Annotated in this window: 21 protein-coding genes and 1 pseudogene; 7 read left to right on the top strand and 15 right to left on the bottom strand. The window is 70.3% G+C overall.

The window, feature by feature from the left end:
• Positions 1-232 precede the first annotated feature (232 nt).
• From FHR33_RS40300 to pyrG, 5 genes are all read right to left on the bottom strand, one after another.
• Complete coding sequence (locus FHR33_RS40300; protein ID WP_312895955.1) at positions 233-1045, bottom strand: segregation and condensation protein A; 813 nt, start codon at positions 1043-1045, stop codon at positions 233-235.
• Positions 1042-1983, bottom strand: coding sequence for a ParA family protein (locus FHR33_RS40295; RefSeq protein WP_183659261.1), 942 nt, complete (start codon positions 1981-1983; stop codon positions 1042-1044). Before FHR33_RS40295 ends, FHR33_RS40300 begins: the two co-directional genes overlap by 4 nt.
• 106 nt (positions 1984-2089) lie before the next feature.
• Entirely contained in the window at positions 2090-2995 is a 906-nt protein-coding gene (locus FHR33_RS40290; protein ID WP_183659259.1) for a site-specific tyrosine recombinase XerD, read from the bottom strand.
• Positions 2996-3009: 14 nt separating this feature from the next.
• The gene (locus FHR33_RS40285; RefSeq protein WP_183659257.1) at positions 3010-3612 is read right to left on the bottom strand and encodes an NUDIX domain-containing protein; all 603 of its coding nucleotides are present in this window, start codon (positions 3610-3612) and stop codon (positions 3010-3012) included.
• Positions 3609-5273: a CTP synthase gene (gene pyrG / locus FHR33_RS40280; protein WP_183659255.1), complete on the bottom strand. Its 1665-nt coding sequence runs from the start codon at positions 5271-5273 to the stop codon at positions 3609-3611. Before pyrG ends, FHR33_RS40285 begins: the two co-directional genes overlap by 4 nt.
• A gap of 110 nt (positions 5274-5383) precedes the next feature.
• On the opposite strand from pyrG, the gene FHR33_RS40275 reads away from it, so the two are divergent.
• The 5 genes from FHR33_RS40275 (at position 5384) to FHR33_RS40255 (ending at position 9587) form a co-directional block, all read left to right on the top strand.
• Positions 5384-6040, top strand: a complete 657-nt coding sequence (locus FHR33_RS40275) for an acyltransferase (protein ID WP_183659254.1) — start codon at positions 5384-5386, stop codon at positions 6038-6040.
• Positions 6041-6158: 118 nt separating this feature from the next.
• The gene (locus tag FHR33_RS40270) at positions 6159-6869 is read left to right on the top strand and encodes an MgtC/SapB family protein (protein ID WP_183659252.1); all 711 of its coding nucleotides are present in this window, start codon (positions 6159-6161) and stop codon (positions 6867-6869) included.
• Between the two features lie 16 nt (positions 6870-6885).
• The gene (locus FHR33_RS40265) at positions 6886-7971 is read left to right on the top strand and encodes a nitronate monooxygenase (protein ID WP_183659251.1); all 1086 of its coding nucleotides are present in this window, start codon (positions 6886-6888) and stop codon (positions 7969-7971) included.
• Positions 7972-8233: 262 nt separating this feature from the next.
• Positions 8234-8809 carry a DUF4126 domain-containing protein gene (locus FHR33_RS40260; protein ID WP_183659249.1) on the top strand — a complete coding sequence of 192 codons (576 nt, stop codon included), beginning with the start codon at positions 8234-8236 and terminating at the stop codon, positions 8807-8809.
• A gap of 217 nt (positions 8810-9026) precedes the next feature.
• Positions 9027-9587 (top strand): hypothetical protein, encoded by a 561-nt coding sequence (locus FHR33_RS40255; protein WP_312895954.1) that lies wholly within the window; start codon positions 9027-9029, stop codon positions 9585-9587.
• 8 nt (positions 9588-9595) lie between these two features.
• Here FHR33_RS40255 and FHR33_RS40250 read toward each other — a convergent pair whose 3' ends face one another.
• Positions 9596-10156 (bottom strand): hypothetical protein, encoded by a 561-nt coding sequence (locus FHR33_RS40250; RefSeq protein WP_183659247.1) that lies wholly within the window; start codon positions 10154-10156, stop codon positions 9596-9598.
• A gap of 598 nt (positions 10157-10754) precedes the next feature.
• On the opposite strand from FHR33_RS40250, the pseudogene FHR33_RS51090 reads away from it, so the two are divergent.
• Together FHR33_RS51090 and FHR33_RS51085 are read left to right on the top strand one after the other, a co-directional pair.
• Positions 10755-10898, top strand: a pseudogene (locus FHR33_RS51090) (RIO1 family regulatory kinase/ATPase domain-containing protein); the annotation flags it as partial.
• A 73-nt stretch (positions 10899-10971) separates the two neighbouring features.
• Positions 10972-11262 (top strand): RIO1 family regulatory kinase/ATPase domain-containing protein, encoded by a 291-nt coding sequence (locus FHR33_RS51085; protein WP_312895953.1) that lies wholly within the window; start codon positions 10972-10974, stop codon positions 11260-11262.
• A gap of 47 nt (positions 11263-11309) precedes the next feature.
• On the opposite strand, the gene FHR33_RS40240 is transcribed toward FHR33_RS51085, so the two are convergent.
• From FHR33_RS40240 to FHR33_RS40200, 9 genes are all read right to left on the bottom strand, one after another.
• The gene (locus tag FHR33_RS40240; RefSeq protein WP_183659246.1) at positions 11310-12854 is read right to left on the bottom strand and encodes an amylo-alpha-1,6-glucosidase; all 1545 of its coding nucleotides are present in this window, start codon (positions 12852-12854) and stop codon (positions 11310-11312) included.
• Complete coding sequence (locus FHR33_RS40235) at positions 12854-13675, bottom strand: carbohydrate ABC transporter permease (protein WP_183659244.1); 822 nt, start codon at positions 13673-13675, stop codon at positions 12854-12856. Before FHR33_RS40235 ends, FHR33_RS40240 begins: the two co-directional genes overlap by 1 nt.
• 10 nt (positions 13676-13685) lie before the next feature.
• Positions 13686-14612, bottom strand: coding sequence for a carbohydrate ABC transporter permease (locus tag FHR33_RS40230; RefSeq protein ID WP_183659242.1), 927 nt, complete (start codon positions 14610-14612; stop codon positions 13686-13688).
• 2 nt (positions 14613-14614) lie between these two features.
• Entirely contained in the window at positions 14615-15901 is a 1287-nt protein-coding gene (locus FHR33_RS40225) for an ABC transporter substrate-binding protein (protein ID WP_183659240.1), read from the bottom strand.
• Between the two features lie 89 nt (positions 15902-15990).
• Positions 15991-16752: an SDR family NAD(P)-dependent oxidoreductase gene (locus tag FHR33_RS40220; protein ID WP_183659237.1), complete on the bottom strand. Its 762-nt coding sequence runs from the start codon at positions 16750-16752 to the stop codon at positions 15991-15993.
• Positions 16749-18014: an ATP-NAD kinase family protein gene (locus tag FHR33_RS40215; RefSeq protein ID WP_183659235.1), complete on the bottom strand. Its 1266-nt coding sequence runs from the start codon at positions 18012-18014 to the stop codon at positions 16749-16751. Before FHR33_RS40215 ends, FHR33_RS40220 begins: the two co-directional genes overlap by 4 nt.
• Positions 18011-19552, bottom strand: a complete 1542-nt coding sequence (gene gcvPB, locus FHR33_RS40210) for an aminomethyl-transferring glycine dehydrogenase subunit GcvPB (protein WP_183659233.1) — start codon at positions 19550-19552, stop codon at positions 18011-18013. Before gcvPB ends, FHR33_RS40215 begins: the two co-directional genes overlap by 4 nt.
• On the bottom strand, positions 19549-20874 hold the full coding sequence (gene gcvPA, locus FHR33_RS40205) for an aminomethyl-transferring glycine dehydrogenase subunit GcvPA (RefSeq protein WP_183659231.1): 1326 nt from the start codon (positions 20872-20874) through the stop codon (positions 19549-19551). Before gcvPA ends, gcvPB begins: the two co-directional genes overlap by 4 nt.
• A complete protein-coding gene (locus FHR33_RS40200) occupies positions 20871-22838 on the bottom strand; it encodes a beta-galactosidase (RefSeq protein ID WP_312895952.1) in 1968 nt (655 codons plus the stop codon). The genes gcvPA and FHR33_RS40200 overlap by 4 nt, the downstream gene beginning before the upstream one ends.
• Positions 22839-22914 lie beyond the last annotated feature (76 nt).

Here is a 22914-nt window from a genome sequence, read left to right as displayed (position 1 = left end):
GGCGCCCTCGGCAGGAGAACGGTCACCGTCCGCCGAAGAGCGGTCGGCGCCCCCCGAAGGCGGGAGGTCGCCGTCCGTCGAGGGTGAGCGGTCGCCGTTCTTCGAGGGTGGGGGCGGGGTGCCGAAGATGGCCGAGCCTGGCAGGCGGGCCCAGGCGGGCACGTCGTCTCCCGCGCCACCCCCATCCCCCGCCAGATGCTCCGACGGCGACGGGTTCCTGGGAGCCGGGAACTCACTCATCTGCAGCCTTCTCCGCGCTCTCTTCGTAGTCGTCGCCCACCGACACGTCTCCGTCGTCGGCGCCGGTCCAGGTCACGTGCAGATCGCCCAGCGGTTCGACCTGCTCGAAGGTGACGGCCGACTCTCTGAACAGCTCGAGTACGGCCAGAAAGCGGGCGATCACCTCGAAGGTGCCCTCGCAGTCGGCGACCAGGGCCCTGAAGGTGGCTGTTCGCATGCGCCGCAACCGCTGGACAAGGATAGCGGCTTGCTCCCTGACGCTGGCCAGAGGTTGGTAGATGTGCCCGACGCCGACGGTCGGCGGCAGTTTGGGGGTGAACGCCTTGGCCGCGATGCGCGCCAGCTGGTCGGGGCCGATGCCGAGGACCAGTTCGGGCAGCAGGTTGGCGAACTGCGCCTCCATGGGCACCGACCTGGGGAACCTCAGAGCCTCCTCCGCCATCAGCCCTGAGAAGACCTTGGCGACCTCCTTGTAGGCCCGGTACTGCAGCAGCCTGGCGAACAGCAGGTCACGCGCCTCCAGCAGCGCGAGGTCCTCTTCGTCCTCGACCTCGCCCGTGGGCAGCAGCCTTGCCGCCTTCAGGTCGAGCAGCGTGGCTGCGACGAGCAGGAAGTGGCTGGTCTGGTCGAGGTCCCATTCGGGCCCACGCGACTTGATGTAGGCGATGAACTCGTCGGTGACCTGGGAGAGGGAGACCTCGGTGATGTCGAGCTTGTGCTTGGAGATCAGGCCGAGCAGCAGGTCGAAAGGTCCCTCGAAGACGTCCAGATGAACCTGGAAGCCCTGCTGCTCGGTGGAAGTCACCTGGCCATTGTGGCAGGCTGCGGCCAGCGCGAGAGCACCTCGCGGGCCAGCTCCCTGTAGGCGTTCGCGCCGAGGGAGGAGGGGTCGAAGGTGGTGATGGGCTCGCCCGCGACGGTCGCGTCGGGGAAGCGCACGGTCCTGTTGATGACCGTGTGGAACACCTTGTCGCCGAAGGCCTCCACGACGCGGGCCAGCACCTCGCGGCCGTGCAGGGTGCGGGCGTCGTACATGGTGGCCAGCAGGCCCTCGATCTCGAGCTCGTCGTTGAGCCGCTCCTGCACCTTGGTGATGGTGTCCATGAGCAGCGCGACGCCGCGCAGCGCGAAGAACTCGCACTCCAGCGGCACCATGACGCCGTGGGCGCAGGTGAGCGCGTTGATCGTGAGCAGGCCCAGTGAGGGCTGGCAGTCGATCAGGCACACGTCGTAGTAGGGCAGCAGCGGCTTGAGCACCCGCCCGAGCACCTGCTCGCGGGCCACCTCGGTGACGAGCTGGACCTCGGCCGCGGACAGGTCGATGTTGCTCGGCAACAGGTCGAGGCCCTCGACGCCGGTCTCCAGCAGGACGTCCTCGGCGGTGACGCTGCGGTCCATCAGCAGGTTGTAGACCGTCAGGTCGAGCTGGAGCGGGTTGATGCCCAGGCCCACCGACAGCGCGCCCTGCGGGTCGAAGTCGACGAGCAGGACCTTCAGCCCGCACTCGACGAGCGCGGCGCCCAGGTTGATGGTGGTGGTCGTCTTGCCGACCCCGCCCTTCTGGTTGACCATGGCGACCACCCTGGCCGGGCCGTGCGTCTCGCGCGGCAGCGGCTCAGGGAACACCGGGCGCGGTCGCCTGGTGGGGCCCAGATTCACGCCCGTGGCGGGCGTGTTGGTCTTCGTGTCACCCCAGGGATTCTCGGGGGTCCCCGGAGTCGAACCGTTGGCGGTCACAGTCACCAGCTCGAACCTCCCTGACGGTCCCGAACCGGACCGTCCGGACGGACACTATGGCGTCAGCACTTAGGCGGCAAGACGGCACGCCGCGTGACGCAAAGACTATAGATCACTGTCGAGCGCGAGGGTGCGCCGCGGCGTAGACCTCGCGGAGCTTGTCAACCGTCACCAAGGTGTAGACCTGGGTGGTCGTCACCGAGGCGTGGCCGAGGAGTTCCTGGACCACCCTAACGTCCGCACCGCCGTCAAGGAGGTGAGTTGCGAACGAATGCCGCAAGACGTGCGGAGAGATCCCTTCGAGCCCCGCCCTCTCGGCGGCGGCCTGGAGCACCTCCCACGCCCCCTGCCGGGTGAGGCGGCCGCCTCGGGCGTTGAGGAAGACGGCGGGGGTGCCGCGGCCGTGTGCCAGCAGGGACGGCCTGGCCCGCACGAGGTAGGCGTCGAGCGCCTGCCTGGCGAAGCGGCCGACGGGCACGACCCTGGTGCGCCCTCCCTTGCCGCGCAGCCGTACCTGCTCCTGTTCGAGGTCGTCGAGGGCCAGGCCGACGGCTTCGGAGATGCGCGCGCCCGTGCCGTACAGCAGCTCGAGCAGGGCCCTGTTGCGGAGGGTCAGCGGCGCGCCGTCGGGACCTGAGGCGGCGATGAGCCGCTCGACCTCGGCGACGCCGATGGCCTTCGGGAGGCGGCGCAGCTGGCGCGGAGGGCGGACCTCGTGGGCGGGGTCGTGGGCGGCGACGCCCTCGCGCAGGGCGAACCTGTGCAATCCCCTGACCGCCGAGACCGCCCGGGCCGCCGAGCTGGCGACCAGGGCGGGGTGGTCGCCGTCGCCCTCGCGCAGCACGGTGAGGAAGGCGAGGACGTCGGCCTCGCCCACCTCACCGAAGGTGACCCTGCCGCGCGTCCTCAGGTGCTCGACGTAGCGGCGCAGGTCTCTGCGGTAGGAGGCCAGCGTGTTGGCAGCCAGGCCTCGCTCCACCGCCAGATGGGCGAGGTAGCTGGAGAGCACTGCCTCCACGAAGAGTCCTCCTGTCACGCCTCCGGGGCGTCGGCGGGCCGCAACAGGGCGAATCCCTCGACCGAAGCCGCATACGCGGCGAGGATACCGGCCACGGTCGGGGAATTGTGGATCATTCCCATGAGCGCCCTCTCCACGGCGTCACCCAGGGGCACCCACTCCACCGGCATGTCGAACTCCTCGTGGCGCCGGTCGAAGTCGATCTCGACCTTCGACAGGTCACGGGCCAGGAAGACGCGGATGCGCTCGTCCGACATGCCAGGGGAGAGGTAGAGGTCGACGAGGGTGTGCCAGGTGCCTGCCTGGTAGCCCGCCTCCTCGGCCAGCTCGCGGGCGGCGGTGGCGGCCAGCGGCTCGCCCTCGACGTCGCGGATCCCGGCGGGAAGCTCCCACAGCAGGTGCCGCGTCGGATGGCGGTACTGCCTGATCAGCAGCACGCGGTCGTCCTCGTCGAGCGCGAGGACCGCCACGGAGCCGGGGTGGACGACGTAGTCGCGGTCGGCGACCTCGTCGCGCGGCATGCGCACGGTGTCGGTGCGCACGCCGATCACGTACCCCTTGAAGTGCTCCCTGGACTCGACGACCGGCCACTGTTCGGGCAGATCCTCGATCCTCACTTCTTGGCCGCCTTGGGCGAGCGGCCGTCGGCGTAGACCAGCGAGGCGCCGATGAGGCCCTTGAACAGCGGGTGCGAGCGGGTCGGACGGGAGCGGAACTCGGGGTGGGCCTGGGTGCCGATGAAGAACGGGTGCGTCTCGGCGGGCAGCTCGGTGTACTCCACCAGGCGGCCGTCGGGCGACAGGCCCGAGAAGACCAGGCCGACCTTCTCCAGCTGCTCGCGGTAGGCGTTGTTGACCTCGTACCTGTGGCGGTGGCGCTCGTCGGCCTTGGCCTTGCCGCCGTAGAGCTGGCGGGCCAGCGTGCCCTCGCCGAGCTTGGCGGTGTAGAGGCCGAGGCGCATGGTGCCGCCCATGTCGCGCTCGCCGGAGACGACGTCCTCCTGGTCGGCCATGGTCGAGATCACCGGATGCTTGCTGTCGGGGTCGAACTCCGCGCTGTTGGCGTCGGCGATGCCCGCCAGGTTGCGGGCGGCCTCGATGACCATGCCCTGCATGCCGAGGCAGATGCCGAGCAGCGGGATCTTGTTCTCGCGGGCGTGGCGGATCGCGCCGATCTTGCCCTCGATGCCGCGCACGCCGAACCCGCCGGGGATCAGCACGCCGTCGACGCCGTCGAGCTCGCGGGCCGCGCCCTCCTCGCTCTCGCAGTCGTCGGACTTGACCCAGCGGATGTTGACGCGGGCGTCGTTGGCGAAGCCGCCCGCGCGCAGCGCCTCGGTGACGCTGAGGTAGGCGTCGGGCAGGTCGATGTACTTGCCGACCAGCGCGACCGTGACCTCCTTGGCCGGGCGGTGGACCCTGCGCAGGAGCTGCTCCCACTCCTTCCAGTCGACGTCGCGGAAGGGCAGGCCGAGGCGGCGGACGACGTAGGCGTCGAGGCCCTCGGTGTGGAGCACCTTGGGGATGTCGTAGATGGAGGCCGCGTCGACGGCGCTGACCACGGCGTCCTCGTCGACGTCGCACATCAGGCTGATCTTGCGCTTGATCGAGGTGTGGACAGGACGGTCGGAGCGCAGCACGATGGCGTCGGGCTGGATGCCGATGCTGCGCAGGGCGGCCACGCTGTGCTGGGTCGGCTTGGTCTTCAGCTCACCGCTCGGCCCGATGTACGGCAGCAGCGACACGTGCAGGAAGAAGACGTTGTCGCGGCCGACCTCGTGCCTGATCTGGCGCACCGACTCGAGGAAGGGCAGCGACTCGATGTCGCCGACCGTGCCGCCCACCTCGGTGATGACCACGTCCACGTCGGGACCGGCCATGCCGCGGATGCGCTCCTTGATCTCGTTGGTGATGTGCGGGATCACCTGGACGGTGTCGCCGAGGTACTCCCCGCGCCGCTCCTTGGCGATGACGTTGGAGTAGACCTGGCCCGTCGTGACGTTGGCCGAGCCGTGCAGGTCGGTGTCGAGGAAGCGCTCGTAGTGGCCGACGTCGAGGTCGGTCTCGGAGCCGTCGTCTGTGACGAAGACCTCACCGTGCTGGAACGGGTTCATCGTTCCTGGGTCGACGTTGAGGTAGGGGTCGAGCTTCTGCATGGTGACCCGCAGACCGCGGGCCTTCAGCAGGCGGCCCAGGCTGGACGCAGTGAGCCCCTTGCCGAGACTGGAGGCGACACCGCCGGTGACGAACAGATGCTTGGTTTGCGATGCGCTGCGCAAGAAGTCTCCCGTGGCTCGAGGTGTGGCGTTGACGTCCACGGGCTCTCAGGATATCAAACAACGCCCTCGACATGCCCGAACGGCAGGTCCACAGAGTAACTTTGGGCCTTATGTCACTAGTACGGCGGGCGGTCGGCGCCCTGGTTCACCGCCTTTACGACGCGGTCAGGAGAGCGGGCGCGCTCACCCCTGCCAGTCAGGCCGGCTACCGCTTCCGCCACATGGGCGAGGGCGTCAGCATCGCCTTCCCCGTCGGCGCGATCTTCGGAGAGCGCTGGATCGAGATCGGCGGGCACACCCTGATCGGCGAGCGCGTCTCGCTGTCGTGCGGCATGGGACCAGGCGTCGACCTGGGCCCGAACTCCATTCTGCGCATCGGGGGAAGCTGTTCGATCGGCAGGGGCAGCCACATCGTCGCCCACCAGTCGATCGACATCGGCGACGACGTCTTCACCGGCCCCTACGTGTACATCACCGACCAGAACCACGTCTACGACGACCCCGACCTGCCGATCGGCAGGCAGTGGCCGCGCAACAATCCGGTCTCGATCGGCGACGGGTCCTGGCTGGGCGCCGGGGCGATCATCCTGCCCGGCACCAGGATCGGCAGGCAGTGCGTGGTGGCGGGCGGCGCGGTGGTGCGCGGCGAGTTCCCCGACCACAGTGTGATCGCGGGGGTGCCCGCCAAGGTGGTCCGCAGCTACTCCGCCGACCTGGGCTGGCACGCGCCGGGCGTCACCCCCTTCGACCGTCAGGCCACCGGCTGAAAACGCCGGGGGCCTGAGGTACGCGTATCACCAGCAGTCTGGACAAATGCTGTAAATCACCCGGCCATGGATCGGCATCGGAACGCCTCACACCCCCGGCTGAGGGAACCCCTCCGGTATGGCCGACGTCGATCTCCTGCTGCGGCTGGTCACCGCGGCCGTGCTGGGCGCGGTGATCGGCATGGAGCGGCAGTGGCGGGCCCGGATGGCGGGCCTGCGCACCAACCTGCTCGTCGCCGTGGGGTCCGCGCTGTTCGTGCTGCTGAGCGCCTACGGCTTCGTCGGCGACCCCGGCACCGCCGATCCGACCAGGGTGGCCGCGCAGATCGTCTCGGGCATCGGCTTCCTCGGCGCGGGTGTGATCCTGCGCGAGGGCTTCAACATCAGGGGGCTCAACACCGCCGCCACCCTGTGGTGCGCCGCCGCCGTGGGATCCCTGGCCGGAGCGGGCATGTACTTCCTGTCCGTCGCGGGCACCCTCCTGATCGTCGGCGCGAACACCGCGATGCGGCCCATCGGCCGCTTCCTCGACCGGCGAAGGGCCCGGCGGCGCACCCGCTACCGCTTCGAGGTCAGGTGCTGGGACGACGACCAGGCCCATGTCAGGAAGCTGATCGTCAACGCCCTCACCCGTCCCGAACTGCGTCTGCGCAGCCTCCACAGCCATGACTCCGACCTGCGCGGACAGGTCGAGGTGCACGCACTCGTCGACAGCCTGCGCCGTGACGAGAACCTGTTCGAGGGCGCCACCAGCCGGCTGAGCCTCGAACCCGCGATCACCTCGGTGTCGTGGACCGTCGAGCAGGACGATGACGAGGACGACTCCTAGGGGTTAGCGTCAGCCCATGCGGAGCGCGATCTGTGAGCGTCTGGGCGTCGAGTTCCCTCTGTTCGCCTTCAGCCACTGCCGCGACGTGGTCGCCGCGGTCACCAACGCGGGCGGCTTCGGCGTGCTCGGCGCCGTCGCCTACTCGGCCGAGCAGCTCGACACCGAGCTGAACTGGATCGACGCGCAGGTGGGCGGCAGGCCGTACGGGGTGGACGTGCTGGTGCCCGGCAGGACCGAGGGCCCGAGGGCGACCGTGCCCGAGTCGCACCTGTCCTTCACCACCGGCCTCCTCCAGCGCTACGGCGTGCCGTTCGCCGCCTCGCCCGCCGGGTTCGGCGACAGGGTCAGTGCCAGGGGCGCGACCGAGCTCATCGAGGTGGCGCTCAGGCACCCTGTCGGCCTGATCGCCAGCGCGCTCGGCCCGCCGCCTCCGCAGATGGTCTCCATGGCCCGCGAGGCGGGCGTGCCCGTCGCGGCGCTGGTGGGGACGGTGGAGCACGCGCGCAGACAGGTGGCGGCCGGCGCCGACATCATCGTGGCGCAGGGCACGGAGGCCGGCGGCCACACCGGTGAGATCGCCACGATGGTGCTGGTGCCGCAGGTCGTCGACGCCGTCGCGCCCGTGCCCGTGCTGGCCGCCGGCGGAATCGCGTCGGGACGGCAGATGGCCGCGGCCATGGCTTTGGGCGCCGAGGGCGTGTGGTGCGGGTCGGTGTGGCTGACGACCGAGGAGGCCGAGACGCCGCGATCGGTCAAGAGGAAGATGCTGGCCGCCTCCTCGCTCGACACGGTCCGCTCACGCTCGCGCACGGGCAAGCCGGCCAGGCAGCTCGCCTCGGCCTGGACCGCAGCGTGGGACTCTGGCGAGGACAGCCCCGGCCCGCTCGGGATGCCGCTGCAGATGGTGCTCGCGGAGTCGGCGATGGCCCGCGTGGTGCAGGCGGCGGAACGGGGCGAGCCGGGCGCGGTGGAGCTGGCGAACTACTTCGTCGGGCAGGTGGTGGGCCAGCTCGACCAGGTGAAGCCGGCCCGCCAGGTGGTCTACGAGATGATCGAGGAGTTCGGCGACGCGATCGAGCGGCTCTCCCGGCTCACCGAATGAGTTCGCCTTGGGGTGACGGGCCTCCGGGCGCCGCCTCCCCCGAGGACCCGGGCCCCGCCGGCGGGGGATCCGGGGGACGACGAAATCCCGGCCAGGTGATCGACGGGACGACCGCGCGGACGGGTCAGGAGCTACGGTCGAAGGAGGCGGGGGCGACGTCACGGCGGGCGCCGAAGTCCCGCCCGCATCGCGTGATGGACGGAGGGTCACCCGGTGACCGCGGTGGGCTGTGGGAGGCCTGCCGTACAGGATGGGACAAGGGATGCTCGCTGCACTGACCGGCCTCGGACTGAGCACCGCCGCCGGGTTGAACGCCTACATTCCGCTCCTGGTGGTCGGGGTGCTGGCCAACCTGACCGACGCGGTGAAGCTGCCCGACGGCTACGGGTGGCTGTCCAACTGGGGCGTGCTCGCGATCATCGCGGTGCTCCTGCTGGCCGAGTTCGTGCTGGACAAGGTGCCCGTGGTCGACAGCGTCAACGACGCCATCCAGACCGCCGTACGGCCGGCGTCAGGCGGCGTGGTCTTCAGCGCCACCGCGGCCGCCGCCGAGATCGACAGCTCCACCTGGATGACGGAGAACCCCTGGGCGGGGTGGCTCATCGGGATCGTGACCGCGCTGGCCGTCCATGTGCTGAAGTCCACGGCCAGGCCGGTCGTGAACGCCACCACCGGCGGCCTCGGCGCCCCCGTGGTCAGCACCGTGGAGGACGCCGGCTCGCTCGGCGTCAGCCTGGTCGCGATCTTCCTGCCGGTCCTGGTGCTGGTCCTGCTGGCCGCGCTGGCCGTCTTCGCCTGGTGGGCGATCAGAAGAGTCCGCAGTCCTTCGAGGGAGTGAGGGCGGATCCTTCCGGCGGATGACTCCCGGGAGAGCGCGAAGGCGCTAGCGTTCGGCCAGACGCGTGCGGGCGCCCAGTGGCCCCCGCCCCTGCGCCCGCACGTCGTCTCCTGACCGGCCGCCTCCAGGCACGTCGAATCAACTATCCTCTGAGATAAAGGCCGGACTGGAGGTCCCTCCGATCAGCACTTTCCTTCTGATCCTGCTCGCGGTCGTCGTGATCTTCCTCGCCCTGGCGGGGGTGGCCGTCTACGCCCTGGTCAAGGTGGGCAAGAGGGCCAGTCAGTCGGCGCGACAGGCCACAGCGCGCCTGGCCACCCACGTCAACGCCATGGGCAACGGCGACGCGGCCGAGGTCGAGCGGCTACGTCTCGACCTGCGCCGCGAGGTCTCCATGACCAGGCAGCACGTCGACGCCGCCCTGCAGCAGGGCTGGGGCCTCGGAGATCTGCCGCAGCTGATGAGAGAGCTGTCCCAGCAGGCGGACGTGCACGACACCCAGCTCGGCATGTACGCCCAGCAGCGCCGCGTCTCCCCCTATGTCGACCACGTCACGCTCGACCGGCTGCGCGAGCACCAGGCCAAGCTGACCGCCATGTGCGCAAGGATCAGGGCCGATCTGCTCGACAGCCAGGTGCACCACGCCTCCACCGGCATCGAGGAGCTGCACGCCCGCACCGAGCTGGAGATCGAGTCCAGGCGCAGGACCGTCGACCCGCTCGACGAGATCGACGAGCTGTACCGCAAGACCATGCAGGAGCGCCGCGACCCGTCCTGAGCCGCCCGTCAGGCAGTGGTGGGCCAGCCGGTCAGGTCGGGCACGTGGACGGCGGCCAGGTCCTCGTAGGTGGCGCCCCTGTTGACGCGGGCACGTAGGGCCTGCGCCTCCGGTGTGGAGGGCAGGTAGCCGCTCAGGACCAGCGGGAAGCCGATCTGCCAGCTGAGCAGCGCCCTCGGCGAGTGCCTGTGCCCGTTGCGCAGCACGGCCGCGCCGACTCTGATCGCGTGCTCGTTACGGGGCATCACACCGGGCCTGTCGACCTCGCGGGCGGAGTAGCGAAAGCCCTCGTCGAGCTCGCACGGCGGGCAGTCCTTCGGACCCCTTCCCCGCCTGCTGCCGCATGCCCCGCAGGTCAGACGCTCGAAGGCGCCGTCGACCACCCGCCAGTCGTAGCCCTTGATCTCCTCGACGATCATCTCGGCGACGGCGACGTCGTCCTCCAGGTCGAGCTCCTTCAGGAACGCCTGGTAGCCGTCCTCGATGATGCGATCCACCAGCGCCAGGCAGCGGCGGCAGCCTGGCGCCCCTGCGTAGGGCCAGCGTCCGCATTCCACGCACCGTTCCATGCCCGTGATCGTAGGCGGTCGATATTGCGTTGCGCCGCCGGTTTCCGGCCCTGCATACTCGTCGAGGTGTCGCCGCGCCTCGGCAGCGGCTTCGACACGTGGGAGTCCTCGACCGGAGCGTCGAGGCGCCGGACGAAGGGAGGGGTGACCGTGACGACGAGTGTTCGCGTGCCCTTTTCCGCGTCCGTTTGCTCTCCCATCGGTCAGCCGCTGACCTGATCGCCGCGCCGGTGGGCATCCTCATCAGGAGATCACCACCGTGCCGAAGAAGCACCGCCTCGACGCCGACGACCTCGACTGGCTCGACAGCAACCCCGTCGACCTCGACGGCCCTCCCTCAGGTGACCGCTGGTCCACCTGGGACCTCAGCACCCCGACCGAGCGTGGCCCCGAGCCCCGTCCCGGCTGGCTGGTCACCGAGCTGGCCGCCGTCGACACCGAGCTCGGCATCCTCAAGACCGGCAAGGAAGCCGACGTCCATCTCATCTCGCGCGGCGTGCCCGACACCGACAGGGTCTGCCTGCTGGCCGCCAAGCGCTACCGCTCCAGCGACCACCGGCTCTTCCACCGCGACTCCGGCTACCTGGAGGGCCGCCGCATGCGCGACTCGCGCGCCGCCAGGGCGATGTCCTCGCGCACCGCGTTCGGCAAGCAGGTCATCGCGGGACAGTGGGCGCAGGCGGAGTTCTCCGCGCTCGTGCGCCTGTGGGAGCTGGGGCTGCCGGTGCCCTACCCGGTGCAGATCCTCGGCACGGAGATCCTCCAGGAGTTCGTCGGCACCCCCGACGGCTACGCGGCCCCCGCGCCTGGCGACCGTGGACGAGGGGCTGGACGACCTCTGGGAGCAGCTGGTCGAGGCCATGGTCGTCCTCTCCAGGGAGGGTCTCGCGCACGGCGACCTGTCGCCGTACAACCTGCTGGTCGACGAAGGGCGCCTGGTGATCATCGACCTGCCCCAGATCGTCGACGTCATCGCCCACCCGACCGGCCCCGACTTCCTCGACCGCGACGCCCGCAACGTCGCCACGTGGTTCGCACACAAAGGCCTGCCCGTCTCGGGCGAGCGCCTTTCCGCCCTCCTCCGTGCCGAAGCCGGCCTCGCCTGACCTCCCCGGGGCGCGTCCACTCGGGATCGCGCCCCGGACGGCGGTCACTACGCGTGCCCGGCAGGGTCCTCCTGGGCCAGGTCCAGGAAGAGCGCGGCCGACCAGCCGAACCCGCTGGTCGCCCTGCCCGCCCTGCGGCCCGTCAGCGGGTTCCAGTACTCGTAGAGACCGCCGCCGTCGCGGACCATCGCCAGCGTGCGTTCCCTCAGCTCACGAGCCGTCTCCGGGTGGCCGGACCGGCGCAGGCCGTCGATCAGCAGGTAGTTGACGTTCAGCCAGACCGGGCCGCGCCACATGGCATCGGGGTCGAATCCGGGGTCGTCGAACGCCACGGTGGGCACCGGACGCTCCCCCCAGAAGCTCGGCGAGCGCAGGTCCTCGACGAGCCGGGTGGCGATCGCGGCGGGCAGCCGCCCGGTCACCAGCGGCATGAGGTCCAGCGGGGTGCGGACGGTCGCCTCCCGCCCCGCGACCCTGGTGACGAAGCGGGTGCCGCTCCATCGGCGCGCCACCATGAGGTCGACGAGCGCCTGAGCCTTGGCCCGCCACCCGGAGGGGTCGCGGCCGAGCGCGGCGGCGATGTCGCCGAGCCGGTCGTACTGCAACGCCAGGTAGGCGTTGAGGTCGGGAGGCTCGGCGCGCGGCCCGTGATCCCAGATGGGGCTGTCGTCCAGGCCGGACGAGTACGGGTGGAGGTATTCGGCCAGGCCGTCGCCGTCGGGATCCGAGCGGGCGAACCACCATTCCTGCGAGCGAACCAGCGGCTCGTAGACCTCGGCCAGGAAGTCCAGGTCGGGATCCACCTCGTGGATCTTCCACACGGCCCAGGCGGTGAGCGGCGGCTTGGTGACCGGCACCACCTCCCGAAGCGGCTCGCCTCCCACGTGCTGGGCCAGGCGGGCCAGGTCCGAGCGGGGCAGATCGGTGGTCTCGGTGAGCACCCCGTGGTCGTGCACCACGTCGGGGATCAGGCCGTCCGGCCTCTGGTTGTCGAGCAGGATGCGGATCTGCTCCCTGGCCAGCGCCGGGTCGGCGTGCCTGAGAGCGACAGCGTGAAAGTAGGAGTCCCAGTTCCACAGGCCGACGTAGCCGTACTTGGAGGGGATCAGCGACTCCCTTCCCCGGATCGGCACCAGGTTCACCCCGAGCGTCCACCACGCCTGCTGCGCGCGCTCGCGCAGCGCCTCGGACACGGACGGCATGGCGGCGAACCAGTCACGCCATCGCGTGGCGGCCGCCGCGAGCACCGCCGCGCCGTCGCCGGCAGGAGGGCCGACCAGCGTGAGACAGCCGTCGATGTCGGCCTCTCCGCCGTCCCACACCGCCCGCGCGTCCCTGCCGCTCAGCACGATCGTGTCGGGACCTGCGAAGGCCATCGCCACGCCGCCCTCGAACTCCACCCGGTCGGGCAGCGCCTGCCGTACCGGCAGCTCCCGGTCTCCCGCGAGGACCCGCAGTCCCGTCAGGACGGTCGTGTCGCGCAGCGGGGTCTCGTACAGGGCTCTGGCGATCCAGAGCGAGCCGTCGTCGGCCGCCATCACCAGCAGCCGGGAGCCCCGGTCGGTGAACGGTCGTTCTCTCAGATCCAGCATCAGCGCCCACCCAGTCCCGAAGCCGCCATCGAGTTGATGATTTTTCTCTGGCCGATCAGGAAGGCGATCAGCATGGGCACCACCGCGATCGCGGAGCCCGCCAGGATGAGCCCGTAGTCGACCGCCGTGCGCCCGCCGGAGAACTGGCTCAGCAGCAGCGGCACGGTGGCCAGCTCAGGCGAGTTCAGGAAGATCAGCGGGAAGAGGAACGAGTTCCACGAGGCGAGGAAGGCGATGATGCCGAGCGCGCCCAGGCCGGGGCGGATGTTCGGCAGCACGACGTTCCAGAAGCACCGCCAGCGGCCCGCGCCGTCGATCCTGGCGGCCTCCTCCAGCTCCACCGGCACCGCCCTGATGAACTGGCGGAGCAGGAACACCGCGAACGGGTTCGCGATGGACGGCACGATCAGCGACAGGTGCGAGTCGATCCACCCGAACTGCGCCAGCATCAGGTAGAGCGGCACGATCGTCACCTGCGCGGGCACCATCTGGGTGGCCAGGAACACCACGAACAGCACTTCCGAGCCCCTGAACCTGATCCTGGCGAAGGCGTAGGCGGCCATGGCCGAGGTCAGCAGGGTGAGAGTGACGTTGATGGCGGCGATGTAGAAGCTGTTCCAGTACGCGGTGCCGAACGGCATCGCCGCGAGCGCGTCGGGATAGTTCTCCCAGCGCCACGGGTCGGGCAGCCAGTCGAGCGGGTTGTTCAGCATCTGCCGCACGCTCTTGAACGAGGTCAGCAGCATCCAGACGAACGGGAACAGCATCGCCAGCCCGCCGATGGTGAGCACGGCGTGCAGGGCTACCTGCCTGGGTCGCATCCGCGCCCCCTCACGTGTCGTAGTGGACGAGGCGCTTCTGCGCGGCGAACTGGACGAGGGTCACCAGCAGCGTCAGGACCAGCAGGATCAGCGCGGCGGCGCTGCTCATGCCGAACTGGAAGTCCTGGAAGCCGAGCTCGTAGACCTGGTAGACGATCGTGCGCGCGCCATCGTTGTACTTCGGGTTGACCAGCACGTAGATCTGGTCGAACGCCTGGAACGAGCTGATCACCGCGACCACGGTCGAGAAGAAGATCGTGGGCGAGAGAAGCGGCAGCGTGACCGAGCGGAAGATGCGCAGGCTGCCCGCGCCGTCCATCCTGGCCGCCTCGACGATCTGCGGCGGGATGGTCTGCAGCCCGGCCAGGAAGATCACCACGTTGAGCCCGAGCGACGACCAGATCGTCACCACCGCGATGGCCACGATCACCCAGCCGGGATCGCCCAGCCAGTCAGGGCCGGTGATGCCGAACCAGCGCTCCAGCGAGGCGTTGAGCACGCCGTACTCGTCGCCGGCCAGGATGATCTGCCACATCAGCGCGACGGCGACCGAGCTGGTGACCACCGGCATGAAGTACAGCACGCGGTAGAAGCCGCCGCCCTTGACGCTGTTCAGCGCGACCGCGATGAGCAGCGCCAGTGCGAGCCCGAACGGCGCGGTCAGCAGCGCGAGCTTGACCGTGTTCCACACGGCCAGCCCGAACTCAGGATCGGAGAGCTGGGCGGCGAAGTTGTCCAGGCCCACCCACTCCTTCTGGCCCAGCCCGTCCCACCGCATGAAGGCCAGCACGACGGCGAACCCGAGCGGGAAGACCAGGAACACGGCCAGCAGGGTGAGCTGTGGCCCGAGGAAGAACGCGGCCCACCAGCCGTCCCTGTTCCTGACGCCCTTCGCCCGGCGGGCCACCTGAGGGCGGGCCTCGGTGAGGATGGCCACGGCTAGCCCAGCTTGCTCTCGACGAGCTTCTGCAACTCGGTCATGCCCTCGTCGAAGCCGACCTTGCCGGTCCACACCTTCATCAGGTGCTCGTTGATGTCGGCGGTCAGGCCTGGCACGGAGACCTCCTCGGCGTAGTTGGCGAAGCCGGTGTCGCGCACGTCGAGGAAGGTCTGGGCGTGGGCGGGGTACTTGTCCTCCAGCACGACCTGCTCGGCGCCCTTGACGGACGGCACCGCGCCGCCGCCCTTGAGCCGCAGGAGCTGGCCGTCCTTGCCGACGAACTCGGTGAGGAACGTGAAGGCCTCCTTCGGCAGCTTGGTGTCCTTGTTGATGGACAGGTAGGAGGCGGCGACGGCGCCGGGCATGGGCTCGCCGGTCTGCGAGGGGAACGGCACGATGTCGTAGTTGTCCAGCTCGCCGCCCTTCTTCAACGAGTCGATCACCCAGCGACCGCCCGCGTAGAAGCCGACCTTGTGCTTGAGGAACTGGGTGCTGGGCCCGTTGCTGTCGGGCAGGGTGTCGGCGCTGAGGAAGGTCTTGTCCTGGTAGCCCTTGGCCAGCATCTGCAGCGCCTGGCGGGACTTGGCGTCCGTGGTGGCGACGAACTTGCCGCCGTCCCACACCTTGCCGCCGAAGCCGTTGATCATGGAGTACGTGGAGCCGTACCAGTTCCAGAAGATCGAGCCGGCCTTGCCCGCCGCCTTGAGCTTGGCGTTCATCTCCAGGTACTTCGCCATGGTCCACTGCTTGGCCTCGTGGAGGGCGGCGGGGTCCTCGGTGATCCCCGCGTCCTTCAGGGCCTGCTTGTCGAACCAGAGGACCTCGGGGTTGGTGTCGTTGGGGACGCCGTAGATCTTGCCGTCGAGCTTGGCGCCGCCGTAGATGCCCTCGAAGAAGTCCTCCGGCTTGCTCTTGGACTCCGGCCCGGACAGCTGGTCGTTGAGCGGGGTGACCACCCCTGCGGAGACGAACTTGCCGATGTTGTCGTCGCCCACGAAGAACACGTCGGGCGCCGTCTTGCTGGTGAGCTGGGCGAGCAGCTTGGGGTGGTAGTCCTCGTAGTCGGCGACCGACTCCAGCTTGAGCCGGATGCCGGGGTGCCGCTTGTGGAAGTCGTCGGTGAACTTCTCGTAGAGCTTGAGGTCCTCGGCCGATCCCCAGGTGGACCAGCGGACGGTGACCTGTCCTTGGCCGCCGCTCGTGCCGGGAACGTTCCCGCCGCCGCTGCCGCTGCACGCGGTGGTGGCGAGGGCGAGGACGCCCAGGATGGCTAGCGCACGCTTCATGGTGGCTCCTTCAGGCTTGTGTTCAGGGGGGTGTCGAGGCGAGTGGGGGTCAGGCACGGCGGGGGCAGGCCGAGGCCGGGCCCCGGGTGTCAGGCGAGGCCGCCGCCGTCGACGACGAGGGCGGATCCGGTGATGTAGCTGGCGGCGTCGCTCGCCAGGAAGAGCACGGCCTGGGCGATCTCGTCCGGAGTGCCGGACCTGCCCATCGGCCGGTCGGCCGCGTCGGTCTGGAACGCGGCCCAGTCCTCTCCGAGCTGACGGGCCTCGTCGCGCAGCATCGGTGTGTCGGTGTCGCCGGGGTTCACGGAGTTGACCCGGATGCCGGCCCTGGCGTGGTCGATGGCGAGGGCCCGGGTCATGTTGACCACCGCGGCCTTGGACGCGCAGTAGGAGATGGCGTTCCCACCGCCCTTCAGGCCCCATCCGGAGCCGGTGTTGACGATGGAACCGCCCTCGGTCATGGCGGGGATGGCGTGCTTGCACATGAGGAAGACGGACCTGACGTTGACCGCCATGACGCGGTCCCACTCCTCGACGTCGAGATCCAGGGCCGTGGTACGGCGGATGATGCCCGCGTTGTTGAACAGCACGTGCAGAGCGCCGAACGCGTCGAGGGCGGTCTGGACGATCCTGCGGCAGTCGTCGGAGTCCGACACGTCGGCCCGCACGGCCACGGCGGCCTTGTCGCCGGCCACGGCGGCGATCTGCTCGACCGTCGCCTCCGCGCCGGGGCCGTCGATGTCGGCGACCACCACCCTGGCGCCTGCGCGGGCGAAGGTCAGCGCCGTGGCCCGCCCGATGCCCGAGGCACCGCCCGTGACGATCGCGATCTTGCCCTCGAGCGTGTTCATCCCTGAAACTCCTCACTTGCCGTACAGATCTGGTAAATCGTGCTCTCGCGGTACCCGGTGATCACCTGGACGTGCCCGGTGAGCTTCCGGTCGAGGCCCTCGTCGCCGCTGTCGGCCAGCAGCGGCCGTCCCCGCAACGCGGCCAGCTTCTGCGGGGTGGCCAGCACGAGCAGCCGCCGGCCTGTGGCGTCCCCGCACCCGATGACCGCGTCGATCACTCTGGGGGACACCTGCTGGTTCCCGCGGCCGAGGACGAACCCCTGCCCGCCGATCACCGACAGCACGACGACCGCCTCCCTGCCGGTGACGAGAGCGAACAGCTCCGCCTCGGAGACGTCGCCCGCGACCAGCACGCCCCCGTCGTCGGCCTCGACCACGTCCACCCCGAGCAGCGTGGTCGTGAGCCCGAGCTCGCGGCCGACCGCCTGCGTGGTGGCGCCGGGGCCAAGGACGTAGCGGACACCTGGCCGCATGCGGGCCACGACCTCCCGCGCGATGCCCTCGACGGAGGCGGGGACGACTCCGGAGGAGCCGGACTTCCGTCCCGACAGGGCCGCCCTGGCGGCGGGCACCCGCAGGCTCCCGTAGAGGCGTGGGCTGACCAGCCCCTGCCGGTAGCGATCCTCGTCGAGATCCACCACCTCGGCCTCCACCGTGCCGGCGCCCGCCGTCCCCGGCCCGTGCCGCAGGCCGGAGGCGTACCCCGCGGCGAGGAACCCCGCCGCGGCAGGGCTGACGGCGAAGCACCCCGAGTAGACCTTCACCCCTGCCGGGATCCCCAGCACGGGCGGCGCCTGGTCGCCGAGCTCGCGGACCGCGTCGAGGACGTCCCGCGCGGTCCCGTCACCCCCCGCGAACAGCAGCAGATCGACGTCGGCGAGCGCGAGGACCGCCCGGCGCGTGTCCCGTGCCGTGGTGGCGCCGGCCGATCCGGGATCGGCCGAGGACGAGGGTGACGGTCGCACCAGGACGCAGGGCGCTCCGGCGTCGCGAGCGCTGTGCTCGCCCATCGAGCCCGGCACCGTGACCACGCGGGTGCCGGGGCGGCGGGCCAGGAGAGCGCGGACGGCGCGCGCCGCCCGCTCCCCCGCCCGGGGCGTCGCACCCCTGGCCAGGGCCTCGCGCTGCACCTGCTCGCCGTCGCTGCCTTTGAGGCCCGCCGCCCCGCCCAGCCCGGCCACCGGGTTGACGACCAGCCCGACCACCACTTCGCGGTCAGGAAAGGGGACGGGATTCCGCGGGGCGGCGACGTCGGAGGTCATGACAGGTGCTTACGAACGTAGGCGCGCCAGGTGGGCGCCCACGCCTTGGGGTCGTCGAGCGATGTCGTGTCGATCTTGTGCACGCTCTGGTTGTACGGCGCGCCCTTGACGAACTCGGGATCCGTGCGCGCCTCGGAGGCCACGTGGGCCAGGATGGCGGCGTACTCGTCGAGGTCCTCCTTCGAGTACGACTCCGTCGGCTCCAGCGTGAAAGGCTCAGGCACCAGGTACGGGTGGTGGCTGGTCCAGTAGTGCACGCCGAAGTCGGCCGCCCGGACGCCGATCTCCTCGGAGTGGACCCCTGTCTCCTCCGAGAGCTCCTGCCAGGAGTAGCGCACCTGTTCGACGCGCCGCTTGTCCCACGGCGCCGACGCGCCGGGGATCTGCAGGATCTTGTGCATCAGATAGTTGTTGTTGAGCACGGCCGTCTCGGCCACCTGCCGCAGTCCCTCGGCGCCCATGGCCATGATCCACGCGTAGGCGCGGACGATGTTGGGGGTGACGCCGAGGAACGGGCGCACCTTGCCGATCGAGCTGGGCGGGGTCTCCATCCCGTACGTGGCGCCGTCGAAGGTGACGACCGGGCCGGGCAGGAACGGCTCCAGCGCCGCCGAGACGCCGCACGCGCCCGCCGCGGGGCCGCCGCAGGCGTGCGGGGTGGAGAACGTCTTGTGCAGGTTGAAGTGGCACAGGTCGAACCCGGCGTCGCGGGCCCTGGTGATGCCGAGGATGCCGTTGGCGTTGGCCTGGTCGTAGCAGGCCAGGCCGCCCACCGAGTGCACCAGCTCGACGAACTCCCTGATCCGGGGGTTGAAGATGCCGGTGTCCTCCGGATTGGTGATCATCAGCGCGGCGGTACGGGGGCCGACGGCCGCGCGCAGCGCCTCGATGTCCGGGTAGCCGTCGGCGTCCGGCATCAGCGTGATCACTTCGTAGCCGGCGGTCTTGGCGCAGGCGGCGTTCGACGGGTGGGAGAACATCGTGGTGATGACCTGGTCGCGGTGGCCCTCGCCGTTGGCGGCGTGGTAGGCGCGGATCATGGCGATGTTCGCGTAGATGGCGGCCGACCCGGATCCGGGCTGGAGGGAGACCCTGGACATGCCGGAGATCTCCGCCAGCATCCGTTCGAGCCGCCAGTAGATTTCCAGCACGCCCTGCACGGTCTCCTCGTGCTGGAGCGGGTGCAGCTCGGCGATCGCGGCGGCGAACCGGTCGTTGACCTTGGGGCTGTACTTCATCGTGCAGGTGCCCTGACCGACGTCGATGTTGAGGTCGACACCGAGGTTCTCCTGCGACAGGCGCAGGTAGTGCCGCAGCACGTGCAGCTGCGACATCTCGGGCAGTTTCGGGGGCTCGGCGCGGCGGACGGTCTCGGGGAGTTCCACCGGCGGGGCGCCCGCCTCCGGCACGGCGAGGCCGCGGCGGCCGGGGGCGGACAGCTCGAAGATGATCGGCTCGTCCCAGCGGGCCTGGTGGAAGCGGCGTAGCGGTGGCTTCGGCGCGACTGGGAGCTCGGCGAAGGATTCCGCGGTGTTCACAGCACCTCCTGGACGGCAGCGGCGAGACGGTCGATGTCAGTGATGGAATGGCGTTCGGTCACGCAGACCAGCACCGTGCGGTCGTCGAGGGCGACGCCGCCGTAGATGCCGCGGGCGCGCAACCCGTCGAGCAGGGCCGCGCTCGAGGGCACCTCGATGGCGAATTCGCGGAAGTGGATCGCCTCCCGGTGCAGCACCGTGACGGACCCGGCGAGGGCGTCCATGGCGTAGCGGGTGCGGGCCAGGATGGTCTCGCCCAGGTCCCGCATGCCCTGCGGCCCCATGAGAGCCAGGTAGACGCCGGCCGTGATGCCCCAGAGGGCCGCGGCGGTTCCCACCCATTCCTTGCCCTCCTCGCGCAGGGCGAAGGAGGTGCGGTCGTAGAAGACGTCGCCGAAGCCGTACTCGCCGGGCACCTTGGTGGGGGCGATGCCGAACAGCCGCGAGGGGAACTCGGCCACCAGGGGCTCATGGTCGGCCGTGGCGATGTACCCGGCGTGGCCGCCGCCGTAGCTCTGGTGCATGCCGAGCGACTGGATGTCTCCGCAGGCGATGTCGGCGCCGTAGGAGGAGGGCGGGGCGAGGACTCCCAGCGAGATGGGATCGGCGCTGACCACGAGCAGCGCGCCGTGCGCGTGGGCGAGGTCGGCCAGCTCCCGTCCGCGCGTCTCGACGACGCCGTAGACGTTGGGGGTCTCCAGGTAGATCGCCGCGTAGGAGTCGTCGAACTCCGCCACGGAGATCTCGCCGCTCTCGCCCGCAGGGGCGAGGGCGATCTCGATGTCCGGGCTGAGGAAGTCGCGCAGCTTGCTCAGCTTGTCGGCGCTGACGGCCCCGCTGACGAGCACCTTCGAGCGACTGGTGTAGCGGCAGGCCATGCGCAGGGCCGTGCCCGCCGCCTGGAAGCCGTCGTAGGTGGGGACGTTGACCACGTCCATCTCGAGCAGTTCGCCCATCATGCTGACGTACTCGAACAGGGCCTGGAACCGTCCGTGGTCCTCGTACGGCTCACCGGCGTAGGCGGTCAGGAACTCGCTCCGGGAGTTCACCTCGTCGCAGACGGCCGGCACGTAATGGGGGTAGCAGCCGTGCCCGAGGAAGCTCAGTGCCTCCTCGGTGTCGGTGACGCGGTCGAACAGGCCCTTCATGTGGCGCACGAGGTCGTGCTCGGCCGTGAGGGGCTCCGGGAGGTCGAGTGGCCGGGCCAGGCGCAGGTCCGCCGGGATGTCGGCGTAGAACTCCTCGACGCTCGACGCGCCGATGGCGGCGAGCATCTCGGCCCGCACGCCTGGCTCGGCGTTCGGAATGTACGGGTGCGTCACGTGTCTCCTTCGATCCTGAGCACGACGGCGTCGCGCGCGGCGAGGGTGATGACCCCTCGCAGGTCGGTTTCGCTGAGCAGGTCCCTGCCTGGCTGCGGAAGGGCGACCTGCTGCGGGGTGCTGGTGTGGTTGAGCAGGAAGAGGTGGTTCTCCCGCCGGGTGGCCTCGACGCCGAGGGGGACGTCCAGAGCCGGGACGTCGTGCAGCACGCGGTCGAGGACGGGCCTGAGGTCGTCGAGGAGGCAGCTGAGGTAGGTGGCGTGGCCGTTGCGGGTGATGGCGGGCAGGCCGTCCAGGTCTCCGCCCTCGTAGCGGGCCAGGACCTCCACGGCGTCGCCGACCACGCGCGGCCACTCCGCCCACGTCCTGGCGAGGCCGACGTCGCCACCGGCGTGCCGTACCCGCTGGGTGACGCCGTCGGCGAGCGGCCAGAACTCGTCGATCGCGACCCCCAGCAGCTCGCGGAGCGGGCCGGGGGCGCCGCCGTCGTGGACCTGGTCCGACTCGTCGACCACGCCGCTGAACGGGCCGACGACCAGCTCGCCCGTGACCGACGCCAGCGCCTTGGCCTGCTCGGCCGTGCACAGGTAGAGGTTGGGCACGATCACCACGCGGTAGGCCGACAGGTCGCGGTCAGGGGGCGCCAGGTCGACGGCGATCCCGCGGGCGTGCAGCGGCGCGTACCAGGCCAGCAGCAGGTCCTTGAGCTTGAGGCGGTTCGACGGCATCGACTCCGGCGCCTCCAGGCCCCACCAGCTGTCCCAGCCCAGGACGAGCGCCACCTCGGCGCGCGTGGCGGTGCCCGCGACCTCGGCAAGCCGCCGGAGGTCCGCGCCGAGCCGCAGCGTGTCCTGCCAGCCGCGCGTCGCGGTACCCCCGTGCGGGAGCAGGGCCGAGTGGAACTTCTCCGGACCGTACTTCGCCTGTCGCCACTGGAAGAACATCACTCCGTCGGCGCCGTGGGCCACCGCCTGGAGGCTGTGCAGGCGCATCATGCCGGGCGGCTTGGGCACGTTGACCTCGCGCCACGACACCGCCGACGGCGCCGACTCCAGCAGCAGCCAGGGGCGTCGCTTGAGCGAGCGCATGAGGTCATAGCTGAGGGCGACCGCCACGTGCGACTCGGGGTCGGCAGGGTCGGGGTAGGCGTCGTCGCTCACCAGATCCTCGGCCGCCGCCCACGACCAGTAGTCGAGACCGTGCAGGATGCTCATGAAGTTCGTGGTGACCGGAACGGCCGGCGTGACCTCGCGCAGCGCGTCCCGCTCGGCGGTGAACAGCTCCAGCAGGGTGTCGCTGCAGAAGCGGCGCCAGTCGAGAAGTTGGGCCGGGTTGACGGGGCCCGGCGCCTTGCGGGGCGGCTCGATCTGCTCGAAACCCGTGTAGTGCTGACCCCAGCAGGAGGTGCCCCAGGCGGCGTTCAGCGCGCCGACCGTGCCGTAGCGGGCCTGGAGCCAGGCGCGGAAGTGGCGGGCGGACTCGGGGCAGAAGCATTCGAGCGTGTGGTCGGCGTACTCGTTGCCGACGTGCCACATCGCCAGCGCCGGATGCTCGGCGTACCGGGTGGCGATCGCCGTCGCGAGGCGCACGGTGTGCTCGCGGAAGATCGGCGAGCTGGGGCAGTATCCCTGCCGGGAGCCGAACTCCAGCCGCACTCCATGGGCGTCGACCGGCATGACCTCCGGGTGCGCCCGAACCAGCCAGGGCGGCGGGGTGGCGGTCGCGGTGGCCAGGTCGGCGGACACCCCGTGCTCGTGGAGCAGGTCGAGGACGCGGTCCAGCCACCCGAAGTCGTACACGCCCTGCGCGGGCTCGAGCCGCGACCAGGAGAAGACCGCGACGGTGGCCATGGTGACCCCGGCCTCGGCCATGAGCCGGACGTCCTCGGCCCAGACCTCCTCCGGCCATTGCTCGGGGTTGTAGTCACCGCCGAACAGCAGCCCCGGCACTCGGGTCAGGCGCACTCCAATGATCCTTTCTGGCTGTCCATAAATCTGTATTCAGAATTCATAGTGTAGTATTTTGTACTACGTCAAGCGC

Source organism: Nonomuraea dietziae (assembly GCF_014195505.1).
Lineage (GTDB): Bacteria > Actinomycetota > Actinomycetes > Streptosporangiales > Streptosporangiaceae > Nonomuraea > Nonomuraea roseola.
The sequence above is the reverse complement of the archived record's forward strand: the minus strand, read 5'-3'. Positions and strand labels throughout refer to the sequence as shown.